The organism is Pedobacter arcticus A12 (assembly GCF_000302595.1).
Classification (GTDB): Bacteria; Bacteroidota; Bacteroidia; order Sphingobacteriales; family Sphingobacteriaceae; genus Pseudopedobacter; species Pseudopedobacter arcticus.
This window is the reverse complement of the sequence record NZ_JH947125.1, coordinates 758,752-776,528: the sequence shown is the minus strand read 5'-3', so window position 1 is coordinate 776,528 and position 17,777 is coordinate 758,752. Positions and strand designations below refer to the sequence as shown.

Sequence of the window (17,777 nt, the reverse complement as noted above, 5' to 3'; positions counted from 1 at the left end):
ATGTTAGCAGTAACCTTAAATTAAATCGAGGATGAACTTCATCATAAAAGAAACCAAAAACATCAAACAAGACGACATCATTGAAATTTATAAAGCGAATCAATGGTCTTCTGCTGAAAAGCCAGAATCTTTACAAAGCTTTATTAAATTCCCATTCCTTTGTTACTGCATGGCACAATGAAAAACTTGTTGGATTAGGAAATGCAATTTCTGACGGACATTTGGTTGTTTATTATCCTCACCTAATTATTCATCCCGACTTTCAAGGAAAAGGAATTGGTAAGCTTATCTTAAAAAAACTTCAAGAAAAATACGCAGACTTCCATCAACAAATTTTAATTGCTGACGGAAAAGCAATAGATTTTTACGAAAAAAGCGGATTTAGAAAAGCGGGAGAAACAAAACCAATGTGGATTTATCAAGGACATGAGCACTAAAAATCTGGCTATTCGACATGTTCCGAAGGGTCATGTCGAACTAATGATGATGCGGATTTGCAATCCGCCACTTAGGGTTTATCTAAAGGCATTGTTTGGAAAACACGGATTTCAAATCCGCCATATTTATCAGTTCGAGATGCGCTATGCTAACATCTCGAACAGCGAGAATACAATTTCTGACGGACACTGGCTGTTCGACATGTTCCGAAGGGTCATGTCGAACTAATGATGATGCGGATTTGCAATCCGCCACTTAGGGTTTATCTAAAGGCATTGTTTGGAAAACACGGATTTCAAATCCGCCATATTTATCAGTTCGAGATGCGCTATGCTAACATCTCGAACAGCGAGAATACAATTTCTGACGGACACTGGCTGTTCGACATGTTCCGAATTCGACATGTTCCGAAGGGTCATGTCGAACTAATGATGATGCGGATTTGCAATCCGCCACTTAGGTTTATCTAAAGTCATTTTTTGAAAAACGCGGATTTCAAATCCGCCATATTTATCAGTTCGAGATGCGCTATGCTAACATCTCGAACAGCGCAAGGCTCGATAAACCCTTTACCTCCTAACCTTCGGCGTTTCAATCATTCCTTTCAATACAGCCGGTCCATAAACCTTAAGTACGGCAGAACTGCTGGCTTTTGTACTTTCGCTGTTAACCTTTTTGGTTGAAGTGCTTGTGGTAAATTTTCCAACGGTCAAAAAAGAAATCGCAGAGGACAGAGATTCTTCGTTTGGGTCTCCAAATCCCTTTTCTACGTCATCCTCACGTACTGCATCGGGTGTAATTCCTGCAAAATAATTACCCTCTCCGTTCGCATTGGTGGTAAAAAAAGAAGAGAGGTAAAGATCATATTTATCAATCCGGATTGGGAAGAAACCCACCGGTTTACCGTAAGAAGTACTGCCTACTGTTTTAACTGTAATATGAGGTTTTAAACTATTGATCACCAATTCGCTTGAAGAAGCCGTTCCTTCGGTGGTTATAAAAACTACTTTACTTATATTATCTAACGCTCCTTCTTTGCTAAAAACTGTTTTATTATCCGCTTTTTTAAACGATTCATCTGCATACGTAAGCATTCTCCCGTTATCATAAAGTATTTTTCCTTGCTGATCTCTTAATGGCTGATTTTTTAAAATTGTGGCTTTCCCTGCTTCCATGGTTGCATTATAAGTCTGTTCAAACATGGTTTTTCCGTCTAGACTACTTGGTGCAATTAGGTTAATTAAATGCTCTGCAGTATTTACATATCCCCCAGGATTGTAGCGCAAATCAATTACCAGATCAGATACGCCTGCTGCAGAAAACTTAGCGAATACAGCAGTTAATGGTGCAAAAGAGTTTTCATCGTCAGTAAATCTGGCGTAAGCCAAATAACCTATTTTTTTACCTCCAGTCACCAAAACAGTATCTTTAAAAATAGGACTACTATTGTATTTAGTTTTATTTAAAGTGACATTAAAGCTGGTTCCGTTTCTTTTTTTACCACTAATCTTTATGGTACTTTTATTGATTGCGTCATTAATATAACTCTCCTCCGAGTCAAAATCTGTTCCTATACTTTTATTATTTATGTTGTTGATATAATCTCCTCTGTCTAATCCGGCCAACGCAGCAGGAGAACCTGGAGAGCTAAACCTGAGGTATATTCTATAGTTGTCGCGGTAACCGGTTAAAGCCAAAGAAAAACCTAAATCGTCACCGTCGCCGTTAAAGTCGATATTACTTTTTGAGTTTTTTAAAACCGCGAGCTTACCCTCTGCAACCAGATCTTCGATAAAAGAGTACTTGGTTTGGTCTTTCTCCTCGGGATTGTATTCGTACGGAAGAGCCGTCAAAGGGTTTATCCCATATCGTGTTAAAGCGAAAAGTTCTGCATTCAAGTTTGTAAAATGGTCAGAAGACCCGTTAAATTTACTTCGCGGATCAAAAACACCGTAAGCCGGTAGCGCATCGTTCCATAAATAAACCTCCTTGGCATACAAAAACATAGAATCTTTGCTGAGCTCGTTTCTATTTGTTGTTGGCGTTGGTCCGGCTTCTTTAGGTAAGGCTTTATCTTTTTTACAGGCAACTAGCGCAAACGCACCAAAAACAGCTAACCTTAATGCTAATGAAATGTTATTCATTGGTTTTTATTTTACAAACGTAAAACGCTGATTTACGGTTTTTTAGTTTAAGCGTTACTATTTAATTGGCAGAAAATCTATTCCAGCTAAATTTGCCTTCTCTTTTTGATCATCGGAATTTCCAACAATCAATACTTCATCAGCAACCAAATTATTCTCTTTCATCAGGTATGTTAAAGCTTCATTCGGCAATTCGTTCGCAAATTCATCAGCAAAATAAACCTTTAAATACTTGTCCAACCCATTCCATTCGGTCTGCTTAATTTTATTCAGTTGTTGTTCTGGCTTTCCCGATGTTAAAATATAGATATCGTTTCTGTTTACCACCAACTCCTGTAGCAGATCTAAAGCTTCTTTGTAAAGCAACATCTTTAATGGCAGTTTTGCATTATTGAACAGTAAGGCAAGGTTCTCTTTAAATTTCTCGGCTATTCCAAAAGTATTCGCTACCTCATCAAACATGCCTTCATTGCCATGAACTTCATATCTTTTTTTTATAAAAGCTAACATTTCCTGTGCTGGCGGAAAAGTTTCTAAGTATTCGATAAAGTTTGAAAAAAGATAGTAAACCTGTAAATCGTAATCTTTTTGAGGAACCAGAACATCATCTAATTCAAAAATGATTGCTTTTTTAGAAGAATTTATTTGGCTGAATTTTAGCATTTAAAAACTGGCGTTAACGATTCTTAAAACTGTTCGGTTAGCGATAGCTACATGGTAAAAACCTTTCATGTTATTGGTTTGTATAACGTGTGCGAGTATTTTGCGAGTATCTTCTGCAACTGGATTAAAGCACTTAAGCTCTCCGTTTTCAACCAACATATAAAAAGCTTGAAAACCATCACCTGGCTGATAAAGTGCAACGGGTTGGAAATTACTCTGGTTAAACCATTTGCCCAGCTGGTTAAAGTTTATCGCTTTCACCCGGTTCCAAATCTGTAGATTATCCTTAACCGCATCATCAATTAAAATCAGTTCTCCCCTTCCCTCGACATTAGCTATCGCTATCTTTTTGGTGGGATAACCCAAACTTATTAAACCAGCAGACAAGTTGGCAAACGAGTTTACAATTTTACTAGCTTCCGTAAAAAATCTACGGCTATCGGCGCTAAGCATAACCTCAATCCCAAATTCATCAAACAGGATTATTGATTTTCGAAGTTCTGCAACTTCTGCAAAAGCTAAAGGAAACACTTTTTCTATTTGGTGATCTAAACAGAATTTAAGAATTTGATGTGCTATGGAGTTGCTTGCATCTGTTGGATAATCGGTAAAGTGATCTCCAAATATAATCTCGCTACCTTTTAAAAGCGCTGCCAACTGGAAACTGGCAACATGTTGTGATGTTGTAATTAAAACTTTCAAACCTAATTGTTATAAATTAAACCATCTTTCATCACAATTTTGCGGTCGGCCATATCTGCCAGCTCTTCATTGTGCGTTACGATAATAAAAGTATGGTTAAAACGATCGCGTAAATCAAAAAACAGTTGATGCAGCTCTTTTGCGTGGTGCGAATCTAAATTCCCCGAAGGCTCATCGGCCAAAATCAAATCTGGCTTGTTGATTAAAGCCCGGGCAACGGCCACACGTTGTTGCTCTCCGCCAGACATTGCTGCCGGTTTATGGTGTGCCCTATCTTTTAAACCAAGCAAAGTCAGTAATTCTAATGCTCTTTTTTCTGCTTCGGCTTTAGGCTGTTTGGCAATAAAAGCTGGCATACAAACATTTTCTAAAGCGGTAAACTCTGGCAGTAAATGGTGAAACTGAAATATAAATCCGATATGTTTATTTCTAAAGGCACTTAAAGCTTTTGCACTAAGTTTGGTAATATCAGTATCGTTTATAAAAACCTGACCACTATCTGGTTTATCCAAAGTACCGATAATATGTAACAAAGTGCTTTTCCCCGCTCCCGAAGCACCTACAATGCTCACGATTTCGCCTTTAACAACGTCTAAACTAACGTTTTTTAAAATTTGGAGGGCACCATAGTTTTTTACAATATTTAAGGCTTTTAGCATTTTTCAAAAATAGATAAAAGTATTATCAAAAAAAGGGCTTAAAAATGTAAAAAACAGTAAATTATTAAGCTTAAACTTTCTTTATTAGGATGGTATTCGTAATTTCACATCAAATTTTTAGACGATGAACATTCACGAATATCAAGGTAAACAAATTCTTAAAAGTTTTGGTGTTAGGATACAAGAAGGTATTGTAGCTGATACGCCAGAACAAGCGGTAGAAGCTGCCAAGAAACTGAAGGAAGATTACAATTCTGACTGGGTTGTAATTAAGGCACAAATTCATGCTGGTGGAAGAGGAAAAGGTGGCGGTGTAAAGCTGGCTAAAAATTTAGAAGAAGTAAAACAAAGAGCTACCGACATTATCGGGATGCAATTGGTTACTCCGCAAACCGGTGCCGAAGGTAAGTTGGTGAGCAAGGTTCTAGTTGCACAGGATGTTTATTATCCTGGAGCGTCTGAAACTAAAGAGTTTTATGTTTCTGTATTGTTAAACCGTTCTAGCGGTAAAAACATCATTATGTATTCTACCGAAGGCGGAATGGACATTGAAGAAGTTGCTGAACATACCCCACACTTAATATTTAAAGAAGAAATTGACCCTAAAGTTGGCTTGCAAGCTTTCCAAACTCGTAAAATCGCTTTTAACTTAGGTTTATCTGGTGCTGCTTTTAAAGACATGACGAAGTTTATAGCTTCTCTTTACAAAGCATATGAGGCTACAGATTCTGCAATGTTTGAAATTAACCCCGTATTAAAAACATCTGACGATAAAATTTTAGCGGTTGATGCTAAAGTTAATTTAGATGATAACGCACTTTTCCGTCACCCGGATTATGCAGCAATGCGTGATACAACGGAAGAAGATCCAACAGAAGTTGAAGCATCAGCATCAAACCTTAACTATGTTAAGTTAGACGGAAACGTTGGCTGTATGGTTAACGGAGCTGGCTTAGCGATGGCTACCATGGATATTATTAAGATTGCTGGTGGCGAACCTGCAAACTTTTTAGACGTTGGTGGAACTGCAAACGCTACAACGGTAAAGGCTGCTTTCCAAATTATTTTGAAAGATCCTAAAGTTGAAGCAATTCTGATCAACATTTTTGGCGGTATTGTACGTTGTGATCGAGTTGCACAAGGCGTAATTGATGCTTACACAGAAATGGGCAATATTACTGTTCCAATTATTGTAAGACTACAAGGTACAAATGCTGTTGAAGCTAAAAAATTAATTGACGATTCTGGATTAAAGGTATTTTCTGCAATTTTATTGAAAGAGGCTGCTGATTTAGTTTCTGAAGTATTAGCGTAGTAAGGCGGAAAGTTAAAAGTGGAAAGTTAAAAGCTTAAACTGAATAGAAAAATCCTGATTGAAAAATCAGGATTTTTTGTTTGGACAGTTCAACAGCAGGTTTGGGTTCATCAGTCTTATCAAGTCTGAGCAGAGCCATTTTGCTGAGCCCTTCAACAAGTTCAGGGTATCAGTCGTTTGTCATGCTGAGCGGAGTCGAAGCATTTTCCGTATGCAAAGTTTGAGTCCCATACACCCCTTCGACTAATGTCATTTAGTAAAGGCGTTCGTCATATCGAACGACTTGAGATATCTCACAAACAGGTGTCACATGCTATACGTAGACCTAGCGTGTGAGATGTCTCGTATCCTCAACGATGACGCCGTGAAGAGGCAATCTCTTAAATAATGTATCGCTCCCCTTCGACTCCGCTAAATTGACGTTATTTAATAACCATCTGTTAATTAAGCTATTAAGAGCATAGCCATTTTGCCCTGCTGAGCCCTTCAACAAGTTCAGGATAAACTCAGTCGAAGCATATAGTCGTTCGCTAAACCACTACGCCCATATAGCTGGAATTTCTCTACTTCTCTATCATGCTGAATAACTCTTCGTTTGTCTTCGACTCCGCTCAGACTGACACTTTAGTATTGTCTTACGTAGTGAAGTCTAAGCATAAAACCGGAAGCTCTCTTCGATTCCGCTACCATTGACGTTTTTTGTTCAAACGATTATTATTTTTTATCAATGTGGAAATAGAGAGAGAAAAAAAACGCTAAAAGAACATGCCTGCTCCGTTAGGAGCTACCGCTTTGTAACCTCAGCTACTATGTAGGTGTCTGCTCCGTAGGAGCTACCCTTTGTAGTCTTTTATCCACAAATGGCCCTGGGAAGCTCCTACGGAGCATTTCCTGTCGTATATCAACTTACAAAGCAGTAGCCTCTACGAGGCTTATTGTCAAAAGATTAATCTCAATGGCGAAACCGAAAAAAATCATCAACAATTAAGTAACGTCATTTAATATTGATTTTTATGAAATATATCAAACCTCAACTACGGCGATTTTAATTACCTTAATGACATGATCCTTGGCGGTTGCCTGCCTACCGCAGAGGGCAGGGAATACATTATATTCTTGAGTTTATGAAAAACAAAGAAAAAAGTAAAAAAGGGCTGTGCAGATGGCTAATTTGGCGCTTTCTTTTTTGTCAACAGTATATAAAAAAGAAAAGCTCAAAAAAAACAACTTATTTAAATGATGACGAGACAATTCCTCGCATCATTTTTGAATTAATACTGGGAACAATCAAAAATAAAAACAATGAAAATGAATCAGCCCGACCATATCATATACATCTGTACAGGTAGCAAATGCGACAAAAAAGGAGGAAAAGAATGCTACAAGAAAGGCAAAAAAATAATTAAAAGCTCGAAGAGTAAAAACGTGGAGATTATACGTACGGAATGTACCGATCGGTGTAAACTTGCGCCAGTAGCATGTTACCAGCCAGAAAACAAGTGGATGCTGATGTATAAGCAAGATGAAATACTAGCTAAAGTACTTCACCTTGTTAAAAAAGAATCTTAACCTTGCTCGCTGGTATAGCTTATTTTAGTAACTGCCTTATCAATTTCCCAACGCCCTGTACCTTCTTCACCGATAACATCGAATAACTCAACAGCTCGTCTGGCTTTGTACTCTTCTTCGCGTTGTTCTTTTAAAAACCAATTTAAGAACTCCATCGTTACAAAATCTTGTTCTTTATGACAAGTTGAAGCAATTTTTTTAAACGATTGTGTAATGGCGATTTCGGTTTCTAAAGCAAATTCAAATACTTCTCTAAAGCTTTCAAACTCATGTTTTAAGGAACTAACTTCTGGCGATAGTGCCTGCCCGCCCATATCCAAAACATATTTAAATAATTTAAGCTGGTGTTCTCTTTCTTCTGATGCTTGGGCAAAGAAATAATCTGCTGAATTTTCGAAGCCATTTTGATCACACCAAGATGACATGGCTAAATATTGAGCACTAGAATGTGCCTCTTTTTTTATCTGACTATTTAATAAGGTTTCTAGCTCCGTAGAAATCAAACTTTTAACCCGAAGTAAATCTTTCATAATTATTGTACTTACCTAAAAATAGGTAATCCAAATTTATTACGAGACATTTTTATGCAATAAAGAATTAAACTAATTAAGCGAACACGGCGTAATGTAACTTATCTCTCAACACTTGATTAACGTGTAAATTGAAAAAAGTTTGAGCAAGCAGTTCTCTGAAACGAATAATCTGCAATGGATTTAAGATATAGCAGTAGTTGGTGGTAGAAATGGTTACAATCTCGGTTCCGCTTGGGTTTAGCGAATCAACAGCAAAAATTTCTTCGATTTTGAAGTTATTCAGTTTAACTTTTAACTGCTTTAAGTTTCTAACGCTGTACTTCGCTCTTCTGCCTTCAAATTCTACGTAAAAGCACAATTCATTATCGCACTGGTATACAACGCCAGAATTATTGCTAAAAACTTCTATAAACGATGTGCAATCCATATTGCAAAAATAAGGCAATTTAGATTAAATCCAAATAAAGCTTAAGAAATTTCTTCTGCCAAAAGCTTCATCTCTGTATGTGGCGCATGCCTTTCATAAAGCACTGCGTAAACCGCCCTAGCAATCGGCATATTTACCTTATATATCTTATTAATCTGATGGATACAGTTTACCGCATAATAACCCTCAGCAACCATGTTCATCTCTAACTGCGCTGATTTTACCGTATATCCCTTCCCTATCATGTTGCCAAAAGTTCTGTTCCGACTAAACTGCGAATAGGCAGTAACCAAAAGATCGCCTAAATAAGCCGACTCTTTAATATCCCGATCTATCGGATGTACGGCATCTACAAAACGGCTCATTTCTTGCACTGCGTTTGAAACCAAAACAGCCTGAAAATTATCGCCAAAGCCTACACCATGGCAAATACCACTAGCCACAGCGTATATATTTTTTAAAACAGCGCTATATTCTGTACCATAAATATCATTAGAGACATTGGTTTTGATATAACGCGTGTTTATTAAAGCAGCAAAATAAGTTGCCAAATCCACATCCTGACTAGCAATGGTTAAGTAGCTCAGTTTTTCGAGCGCAACTTCTTCGGCATGGCAGGGTCCGCTGATTACCGCTACGTCTTTTAAAGGAATATGGTATTCTTGATGGATAAAATCTCCAATAATCTGATTGCTATCTGGCACAATTCCTTTTATGGCAGAAACAATTTTTTTGTCTTTAAAATCTGCCACGCTTAATCCTGCCAAAGCCGACTTTAAAAAAGCCGCAGGAACTGCCAACACCACAGTATCAACAGAAGAGATGATGTGCTTAATATCTGTAGATACATTTTTTGCATCTACTTTAAGTTCAACTGATGAAAGATAAGTAGGGTTGTGCTTGTATTTTGAAATATGAGCTACTGCATCCTCATCGCGAAGCCACCAAAAAATCTCTTTCTGTTCAATATTATCAGAAAGCATTTTTACAATGGCAGTCGCCCAACTTCCTCCCCCAATTATTGCAATCTTATTTTCTTTCTTATCAGTCATTCCTACATCAAAAATAAAAACCAGCTCAAAAACGCTAATAGTCACAAATTAAATAAATCTTTCCGACAATTGACTAGCTTGTTATCCACTACAATGGTTGAATTTTAGTTTAAATATCCGTAAATAGTTGATAACAAGAAAGATGTTAAGAATTAAATTACTATGATCTAACAAATTTTAAAATAAAAATCAGTTATTTTTATAAGTCTCAACAATGGGTCAGATAAATCTACCATTATGTCTTGGAAAAAATTTAGCGGGGAAATCCTCCATAACCCTATTTTAAAAGAAGTTGAAAGTACGATTGAGCGGGAGTACCTGCAAGGTAACCGACTAAAGGTTTGTATTGGTACCGACTCGCAGGTAAAAGGCTCCGTAACTGATTTTGCAACCGTAATTGTATTTTTAAGAGAGCACCGTGGCGGATTTATGTACATCAACCAAGAAAGAACTTCGCAAAAGATGACAATTAAGGAACGTATGCTTTCTGAAGTACAAAAATCTATTGAATGCGCTTATGCTATTTGCCCGTTATTGGATTTATACCATGTAGATTTAGAAGTACATGCAGATATTAATACGAGTCCGAGTTTTAAGTCGAACGTAGCACTGCATGAAGCGATGGGTTATATTTTAGGGATGGGATTTGTGTTTAAAGCTAAACCAGAAGCTTTTGCAAGTTCATATTGTGCTAATAAAATGGTGCAGTAACGTGGCCTATATCGCAAAAACAGGCGAAATACACCTTCAAACCCAGTAGCATAGTTTGAATTATAAATAGAGCGTTTGTACAAACCTTTTCTTAAATCAACTGTTTAAGCTGATATGAAAACTTATCATCAATTTTTTGAACAGAAACTGCCTATTACCTTGCAAGAAGCTTGGGATTTTTTCTCTTCTCCGCTAAACCTATCTAAAATTACGCCGCCTAGTATGAGTTTTGTGGTCACTTCCGATTATACGGAGAAAACCAAGATGTACGAAGGTATGATCATCACCTATAAAGTTTCGCCTTTGCTAGGCATTAAAATGGATTGGATGACGGAGATTACCACGGTTAAGGAAAACAAATACTTTATTGATGAGCAACGTTTTGGTCCGTTCAAATTCTGGCACCACGAGCATCATTTTGAAGAAATTGATGGTGGCGTATTGATGAAAGACCGATTAACTTATGGTATTCCGTTTGGATTTATCGGGCAAATTGCAAACGCTATTATTGTAGCTAAGCAAACTCAAGAGATTTTTAATTATAGAGAGAAGGCGGTGGAGGAGCTTTTTGGGCGTTATGTTGGTGGTTAGGTGGTTAGTTGGTTGGGTGGTTAGTTGGTTGGGTTGTTGGGGGTTAATATCACTCGAAACGGGCTTTCCCCTTGTTATAATGGAATCATTTGTTTTGGGTAAAGCATTTTTAAATCTAACTGATCATCGGGATAAAGCCCGACGCAATTGGTTTCGCTTTAAAATCTGTACCCCATAAAACGTTAATAGATCAACAAAAACCGTTTGCCAAAAAATTTTAAGCTTTTTAGCAAACGGATTGTATTTACCACTACTGTACCACCCTAGAAAGGGTATTGGTATAAGCCTCCTGCCCTTTCCGGCCAATAGCGGCCACTCGTACAAATATTCTTTGTCCGCTAGGTAAACCCGACAGCAAAATTTTTCGGCTAGTGCCAGATTTAACAGACCATACAGTAGCTTCGTCTGGCGCCGTGAAGGTGTACTCGTGACTGTAAGCCACTGCTTGTGCTACTGGTTTAACTACCGAACTGATTTCGCCAGGATTAATCCCGTCCACAAGTTTAAACTCCACAGGTGCCGAGAGTGGTGGAACGGTTTCACCGGTAGCAGACAAGTCAAAACCACTGCTTAGCAATTTGGCTTTATCACCCTGCGCCAAAGACTCAATGTTAGCGGCCAAAAAACGCATGCTGTTAATTAAAGCCAAACGGTCTGTATTTTTTATTGCAATGTTTGTGCGCCCACCATCCAACGCATTGGCTAGCGAAGTAGAAAATGCAACTTTCAAGGCGGTAAAGTCGGCAAGTGTAGGCGTTGTTACCGGAAATGTAGGGTTGCCGGTAAGTGATAGGATAATTGATTGTCCTTTAAACTCTAAGTTAGCATCTGATAATCTAGAGTAATCTGTAACTAAAGATGGTGTCTTCATAAAAAATGATTTAGGGCAGGAATTAGTTCCTGCATATTAAATTTAGTAAGACATTAAAAAACAATACAATAGCCACCATCGGAAAAAACACAATAGGATACAATATGTTCTTTTTTGTTTTAAATTATAGCTATTTCCCGCATTGCTTTCAGCTCGTTTCACTTGTTTAAGCCAGCAATTGGCAAAATTTCAAACGCAAAAACGCCTTATTCCAACATTGGTATTCAAGAAACCAATTAGACGGAGGAGACATTACCTCCTTAAAGAATACATCGGCATTTATTTTAAAAACATAAGGCCAGGTATTAATAACAGGAAGGTTTCCTCTGGAAACACGAAACGCTGTATTAAAAACTCAGAGGTTTATCTTAAATACACAGAGCTTTGTTTTAAATACATCAAGCTCGGATTGAAAACATACAGCTTTGTGTGTAAAAAAAGAGGCCATGTACCGAACATATGAAGTTTTGTTTTGAACGCAATCGTTCTTGCAACCTTTGATGATAAGCAGCAATGGATAAAAACACAAGCTCTAATCCATCACAGGGGGTATACGTATAGCTTATTTTGGCTTTTAAGAAAGAAGAAAAAGCCCTTTGCTTTGCAAAACATGAGCTGTAAAACCAAATTGCCAGCTTTAGCAACACCTAAAATACTCCATTGTTTTTAGCGCATCCGCAACAATAGTTCTTTTGTAGGCACCCTAAGGTATTTACTGGCGTGGTACACCAGCAAGAACTGATGTTTGGGTAGCTTATAGGTTGTTCGCATATCTTTCATGATCTCACGACACTTTACTAAGCCAAAACCTGTTATATCCTGCAAATCTTTAACAGTGAATACCAGCCTTCTATTAAAAGGTTCTTGCATAAATGAAATCTGTTTTAATCAGTAGGTAATAATTAATTATATTAAGCTGTAAATTTTAACGTATGCGATTTTAAAAAAGTTTCGTTTTTTTTAATAAAAATTTTTATTGGTTTATATTTCTAATCCGCTCTTTAAAATAGAAGCCTCTTTTTTGCCACAGACGGCTTTTAAATCGTTATTGATTTCTGTAGAAGATAGATGCTTTCATACACTTTCTCTATTTAGCCTATAGCTTTCCTTATAAACAATATTGTTGCACATGAATGAAGTTATGAGAATAATTATGTTTTATTGTGTATTTTATTTTCGTAGATTTAATAATGTATTTGTGTGATGAGGAGTTGAGTGTGTTTAGCTGATGTGAGTTGTATATGTGGGGGGGGTGTGTTGCACATATATGTAAGTTAGATGCAATTTGAAAAAGTGACCAGACCAATAAAATAACAAATATTTAATTATGAATATTAAACCAATAGATAAAACAATTAGAGAACTTCTAAATTCAGGCAAACAATTTTCTATTCCAAGATTTCAAAGAGAGTATTCTTGGGATAAAAAAAATTATCAAGAGTTCCTTGATGACATGATTAGTTGTTTAGATATAAAAGAAGGAAAATTAGAAACTTCAAGTTATTTTTTAGGCACTATGTTATTTATTGGTGATTATTCTGAAAATACTGATGAGTCAAAATCAATATTAGTTGTTGATGGACAACAAAGAATTACAACGATAACCATAATATTTTCTGCATTATCTGATAGATTTAAAATACTTGGAGAAGAAAAATTAAGTACTCAGATATTTAAATATATTATGAATGAAGATGACGATGGAAATGAAGTTCGAGTTTTAGAAAGCAAAACTCATTATCCATATTTTTCATTTTACATTCAAGATCGTGATAAAATCGACACTCAACCTACAACAACAGAAGAAGAAGAATGTATCAAAGAATCCTTCCAATATTTGTTTGAAAATCTTGAAGAGAAAAAGTTAAGAATTCATCTTAAAAAAAAATTAGGTAGTAAAGATGTAGACGATCTATCTTATATTGACATTTTAAAAGCTATACGTGATCAAATTTTAAATACGATTTTTATTTCAATATCAACATTCGATAAAGAGAATGCTAATATGATATTTGAAATTTTAAACGCAAAAGGAAAAAAACTATCCCATGTTGATCTAATTAAAAATAAAATATTTGAAATAGTTGATGATAAAGGATCTGCTGACTTTGCAGAAATAAAATGGAATGTTATTAAACAAAATTTAATTTCTGGAAAGGAAACAATAGGATTAGCTACATTTTATAGACATTTTTGGATCAGTAATTATAAAAAAACTTCTGGATCAAAACTATACGATGATTTTCAAAAAGAGATTAAACCAAAAACAAAAGAAAGATATAAAAATTTCCTGAGGGAAATAGAAAGCGATTCAACTACATATATAAAAATATTAAACCCTAACCGTGAAGATTACGGAAATAGAAAAGAATATTTTTGGCTAGTTCAAAGTTTAAATGTTTTAATGAATTATTTCAATATAGTTCAAGTCAGAATCGCTATTCTTTCTTTATATAAAGCAAAAGATAAAGATTTAATCTCTACTGCAAAATTCAAAAATACAATTACATTTTTGGAAAATTTTCATTTCGCATACAGCTCAATTTTTTCTGGAAGAGCAAACAGGTTTGAGAACACATATTCAAAATTTGCAATAGGCTTAAATTCAGCAAAAAACAAGACTAATGCAAATGACATTATTGATGAAAATTTAATAGCACCTTTAGATAACTTATTTCCCAATTACTCAGAATTCTCAAAGAAATTTATTGAACTTACATTTTCAAAGAAAGACCATCCAAATAATATAAAATCAAAGTATATTATAAATAAGATAAACTCTTATTATGAGAATGTTGATGTCTTTTCTGACAATGGAACAATTGAACATATAAGATCTGAAAAAGTTGATAGCGAGTCTTTAAATATCGGTAATCTAATATTGTTGGAAGAAAAATTAAATAATCAAGCTGGAGATAAATCGTTTAAGGACAAAAAAGAAATATATTTAAAATCTTCTTATAAATGGATTAAAGAATTTACTAATTCTAACGATGATTGGGATAAAGAGTCTATAATTTTAAGAGCTGAAGAATTAAGCAAAATATATTACACAAAAATTATTGGAAAGACAATCTAAAAAACAAACTGCATCTAGTCGAGTAGGCAAAGGGGGATTTCACCCCTAAACCTCTCACAGACCCGTACGTGAACCTCTCAATTCATACGGCTCTTGTTATACAGTCGATAAAATCTAAATAGTATTTAGACCAGTTTGTATCCCAATTCCCCAAGCTGGTGCGAGCTTGTAGCTCGTTCCTTCAACAACAATAAATGAGCAGAAAATATAAATTTCATAATAAAGAAGGATTGTACTTTGTGAGCTTCGCCACAGTTTACTGGATGGATGTTTTTGTAAGGGATTTATATTTTATTAAAATAATTGAAAGCTACAAGCTCGCACTAACGGAGAAAGAGAGTTCTAGAGATAGACTTGGTCTAAGAAATAAAAAAGAACGAGCTACAAGCTCGCACTAGCGGAGTGTTGCACATATGTAAGTTGGCGGTAATTTTAACCGAAATCAGAAATTGAAACAAAAAAAGACGAAAATTGATGGAACTCCCAAGCTGGTGCGAGCTTGTAGCTCGTTCTTTCAACAACAATAAATGAGCAGAAAATGTAAATTTCATAACAAAAAAGGGTTGTACTTTGTGAGCTTCGCCACTTTTACTGGATGGATGTTTTTGTAAGGGATTTATATTTTATCAAAATAATTGAAAGCTACAAGCTCGTACTAACGGAGAAAGAGAGTTCTAGAGATAAACTTGGTCTAAGAAATAAAGAGAACGAGCTACAAGCTCGCACTAGCGGAGTGTTGCACATATGTAAGTTGGCGGTAATTTTAACCGAAATCAGAAATTGAAACAAATGAAGACGAAAATTGATGAAATTGATGGAACTCCCCAAGCTGGTGCGAGCTTGTAGCTCGTTCCTTCAACAACAATAAATGAGCAGAAAATATAAATTTCATAATAAAGAAGGGTTGTACTTTGTGAGCTTCGCCACAGTTTACTGGATGGATGTTTTTGTAAGGGATTTATATTTTATTAAAATAATTGAAAGCTTGGACTATTGCAGAAAAGAGAAAGGCCTGGAGCTGTACTGCTGGTGTATAATGCCAAGCCATGTGCATTTAATATTTAGGGCAAAAGATAATAATCCTGGAGAATTAATGAAGAGTCTAAAAACATTTACTTCAAAGGCTTTACAGCATGAAATTGAAAACAATACGCAGGAAAGCAGAAAGGAATGGATGTTATGGCTAATGGAACGGGCAGGTTTAAAAAACAGCAATGTAAAGAGACGACAATTCTGGCAACAAGACAACCATCCCATAGAGTTATGGAGTGCAGAAGTGATCGACCAGAAAGTAGATTATATTCATCAGAACCCAGTAATATCCGGTTTCGTTACCGAGGCACATCATTGGAAATACAGTAGTGCAATTGATTACAGTGGAGGAAAGGGTGTTTTAGAGATAGACTTGATCTAAGAAATAAAAAAGAACGAGCTACAAGCTCGCACTAGCGGAGTTTTAGAAGATAGACTTGGTCTAAGAAGTAAAAGTAAACGAGCTACAAGCTCGCACTAGCGGAGGACTTTTAGAGATAGACTTGGTCTAAGAAGTAAAAGAGAACGAGCTACAAGCTCGCACTAGCGGAGATTTTGAGATAGACTTGGTCTAAGAAATAAAAAAGAACGAGCTACAAGCTCGCACTAGCGGAGGAAAGGGAGTTTTAGAGATAGACTTGGTCTAAGAAGTAAAAAAGAACGAGCTACAAGCTCGCACTAGCGGAGGCTTTTAAAAAACTAGCTTAATAAAAAAACCTCTCCGATTAACGAAGAGGCTTGTGCACCCGACAGGAATCGAACCTGTACCGTAAGAACCGGAATCTTACATTCTATCCATTAAACTACGGATGCAATATTTATCTGATGGCGAAATTGCAAAAATTTCGCAAGCTCTGCATTAAAAATTATACGTTAAATCTAAAATGCATAATATCACCATCTTCAACTACATAAGTTTTACCTTCTACACCTAGTTTACCAGCATCTTTACATGCGTTTTCCGAACCTAAAGTTACAAAGTCGTTATATTTAATTACCTCTGCTCTAATAAATCCTTTTTCAAAATCGGAGTGAATTACACCTGCTGCCTGTGGTGCGGTGAAGCCTTTGGTAATTGTCCAGGCTCTAACCTCCTGTACTCCTGCTGTAAAATAAGTATATAAATCTAAAAGACGGTAAGCCGCTCTGATCAACTTTGCAACACCAGATTCTTTTAAGCCTAAATCATCTAAAAACATCGTACGCTCTTCGTAATCTTCTAGTTCGGCAATTTCAGACTCGATTTTAGCAGAAATAATCAACACCTCAGCGTCTTCATCTTTAACTGCCTCTTTTACCAGATCAACATACTTGTTTCCTGTATTTACAGATGCCTCGTCTACGTTACAAACATATAAAACCGGCTTTACGGTAAGCAGACTTAAATCTTCAATAAACTCGAAATCATCAACAGTTATTGGAGCTGTACGAGCAGATTTTCCGCTTTCTAAATGGTTTTTAACGACAGACAAAATCTCAAAAGTGCGTTTAGCATCTTTATCATTACCTGTTTTTGCCATTTTTTCCACTTTTTGGATTCGCTTACTAACCGTATCCAAATCTTTCAATTGCAATTCCGTATCGATAATTTCTTTATCTCTAATTGGATCAACAGAACCATCAACATGGATTACGTTATCATCCTCAAAGCATCTTAAAACATGTATAATTGCGTTTGTGGCTCTAATATTTCCTAAAAACTGGTTTCCTAAGCCCTCTCCTTTTGAAGCGCCTTTTACCAAACCCGCAATATCAACAATTTCAATAGTATTTGGCACAATACGCTGAGGTTTAACTAATTCGGTTAATTTAGTCAATCGATCATCTGGAACTGTAATTACCCCAATATTAGGTTCGATGGTACAAAAAGGAAAATTTGCCGCTTGTGCTTTTGCATTAGACAAACAATTAAACAAGGTTGATTTTCCGACGTTAGGTAGCCCAACTATTCCGCACTGTAAAGCCATATCTTTTTATTTGAATATTCTTAT

General features: G+C 36.1%; 17 protein-coding genes and 1 tRNA gene. 7 read left to right on the top strand and 11 right to left on the bottom strand.

Going from position 1 to position 17,777, the window contains the following annotated elements; translation table 11 throughout:
- Positions 1–80: 80 nt before the first annotated feature.
- Entirely contained in the window at positions 81–437 is a 357-nt protein-coding gene (locus B176_RS19010; protein WP_202803332.1) for a GNAT family N-acetyltransferase, read from the top strand.
- Between the two features lie 570 nt (positions 438–1,007).
- On the opposite strand, the gene B176_RS20130 is transcribed toward B176_RS19010, so the two are convergent.
- From B176_RS20130 to B176_RS0104595, 4 genes are read right to left on the bottom strand one after another with little or no spacing between them, the layout of a single operon-like run.
- Entirely contained in the window at positions 1,008–2,582 is a 1,575-nt protein-coding gene (locus tag B176_RS20130; RefSeq protein WP_017257610.1) for a S41 family peptidase, read from the bottom strand.
- 57 nt (positions 2,583–2,639) lie between these two features.
- Positions 2,640–3,245, bottom strand: coding sequence for an HAD hydrolase-like protein (locus B176_RS0104605; RefSeq protein WP_017257609.1), 606 nt, complete (start codon positions 3,243–3,245; stop codon positions 2,640–2,642).
- Complete coding sequence (locus B176_RS0104600; RefSeq protein WP_017257608.1) at positions 3,246–3,947, bottom strand: hypothetical protein; 702 nt, start codon at positions 3,945–3,947, stop codon at positions 3,246–3,248.
- Between the two features lie 2 nt (positions 3,948–3,949).
- On the bottom strand, positions 3,950–4,606 hold the full coding sequence (locus tag B176_RS0104595) for an ABC transporter ATP-binding protein (RefSeq protein ID WP_017257607.1): 657 nt from the start codon (positions 4,604–4,606) through the stop codon (positions 3,950–3,952).
- A gap of 124 nt (positions 4,607–4,730) precedes the next feature.
- Here B176_RS0104595 and sucC point away from each other — a divergent pair, with 124 nt between their 5' ends.
- A complete protein-coding gene (gene sucC, locus B176_RS0104590) occupies positions 4,731–5,921 on the top strand; it encodes an ADP-forming succinate--CoA ligase subunit beta (protein WP_017257606.1) in 1,191 nt (396 codons plus the stop codon).
- 1,302 nt (positions 5,922–7,223) lie between these two features.
- A complete protein-coding gene (locus B176_RS0104585) occupies positions 7,224–7,490 on the top strand; it encodes a (2Fe-2S) ferredoxin domain-containing protein (RefSeq protein ID WP_017257605.1) in 267 nt (88 codons plus the stop codon).
- Here the strand turns inward: B176_RS0104585 and B176_RS0104580 are convergent.
- The 3 genes from B176_RS0104580 to B176_RS0104570 all read right to left on the bottom strand — a co-directional run bounded on the left by B176_RS0104580 (position 7,487) and on the right by B176_RS0104570 (position 9,502).
- A complete protein-coding gene (locus tag B176_RS0104580) occupies positions 7,487–8,020 on the bottom strand; it encodes a ferritin (RefSeq protein ID WP_017257604.1) in 534 nt (177 codons plus the stop codon). The two genes, B176_RS0104585 and B176_RS0104580, sit on opposite strands and share 4 nt — an antisense overlap.
- 76 nt (positions 8,021–8,096) lie before the next feature.
- Positions 8,097–8,450 carry a hypothetical protein gene (locus B176_RS0104575; protein ID WP_017257603.1) on the bottom strand — a complete coding sequence of 118 codons (354 nt, stop codon included), beginning with the start codon at positions 8,448–8,450 and terminating at the stop codon, positions 8,097–8,099.
- Between the two features lie 41 nt (positions 8,451–8,491).
- Positions 8,492–9,502, bottom strand: coding sequence for an NAD(P)H-dependent glycerol-3-phosphate dehydrogenase (locus B176_RS0104570; RefSeq protein WP_026063151.1), 1,011 nt, complete (start codon positions 9,500–9,502; stop codon positions 8,492–8,494).
- Positions 9,503–9,739: 237 nt separating this feature from the next.
- On the opposite strand from B176_RS0104570, the gene B176_RS0104565 reads away from it, so the two are divergent.
- Together B176_RS0104565 and B176_RS0104560 are read left to right on the top strand one after the other, a co-directional pair.
- Positions 9,740–10,213 (top strand): ribonuclease H-like YkuK family protein, encoded by a 474-nt coding sequence (locus tag B176_RS0104565; protein WP_017257601.1) that lies wholly within the window; start codon positions 9,740–9,742, stop codon positions 10,211–10,213.
- Positions 10,214–10,327: 114 nt separating this feature from the next.
- A complete protein-coding gene (locus tag B176_RS0104560) occupies positions 10,328–10,804 on the top strand; it encodes an SRPBCC family protein (RefSeq protein ID WP_017257600.1) in 477 nt (158 codons plus the stop codon).
- 250 nt (positions 10,805–11,054) lie between these two features.
- Here the strand turns inward: B176_RS0104560 and B176_RS0104555 are convergent, their stop codons facing one another.
- On the bottom strand, positions 11,055–11,675 hold the full coding sequence (locus tag B176_RS0104555; RefSeq protein WP_017257599.1) for a hypothetical protein: 621 nt from the start codon (positions 11,673–11,675) through the stop codon (positions 11,055–11,057).
- Positions 11,676–12,341: 666 nt separating this feature from the next.
- Positions 12,342–12,545, bottom strand: a complete 204-nt coding sequence (locus B176_RS20885) for a hypothetical protein (RefSeq protein WP_154647884.1) — start codon at positions 12,543–12,545, stop codon at positions 12,342–12,344.
- A 457-nt stretch (positions 12,546–13,002) separates the two neighbouring features.
- Here B176_RS20885 and B176_RS0104550 point away from each other — a divergent pair, with 457 nt between their 5' ends.
- Positions 13,003–14,754: a DUF262 domain-containing protein gene (locus B176_RS0104550; protein ID WP_017257598.1), complete on the top strand. Its 1,752-nt coding sequence runs from the start codon at positions 13,003–13,005 to the stop codon at positions 14,752–14,754.
- Positions 14,755–15,622: 868 nt separating this feature from the next.
- The gene (locus tag B176_RS0104535; protein ID WP_017257595.1) at positions 15,623–16,168 is read left to right on the top strand and encodes an REP-associated tyrosine transposase; all 546 of its coding nucleotides are present in this window, start codon (positions 15,623–15,625) and stop codon (positions 16,166–16,168) included.
- A gap of 359 nt (positions 16,169–16,527) precedes the next feature.
- On the opposite strand, the gene B176_RS0104530 is transcribed toward B176_RS0104535, so the two are convergent.
- Positions 16,528–16,599: transfer RNA gene (locus B176_RS0104530), tRNA-Arg, on the bottom strand.
- A 53-nt stretch (positions 16,600–16,652) separates the two neighbouring features.
- Complete coding sequence (ychF, locus tag B176_RS0104525) at positions 16,653–17,753, bottom strand: redox-regulated ATPase YchF (RefSeq protein WP_017257594.1); 1,101 nt, start codon at positions 17,751–17,753, stop codon at positions 16,653–16,655.
- Positions 17,754–17,777: the final 24 nt, after the last annotated feature.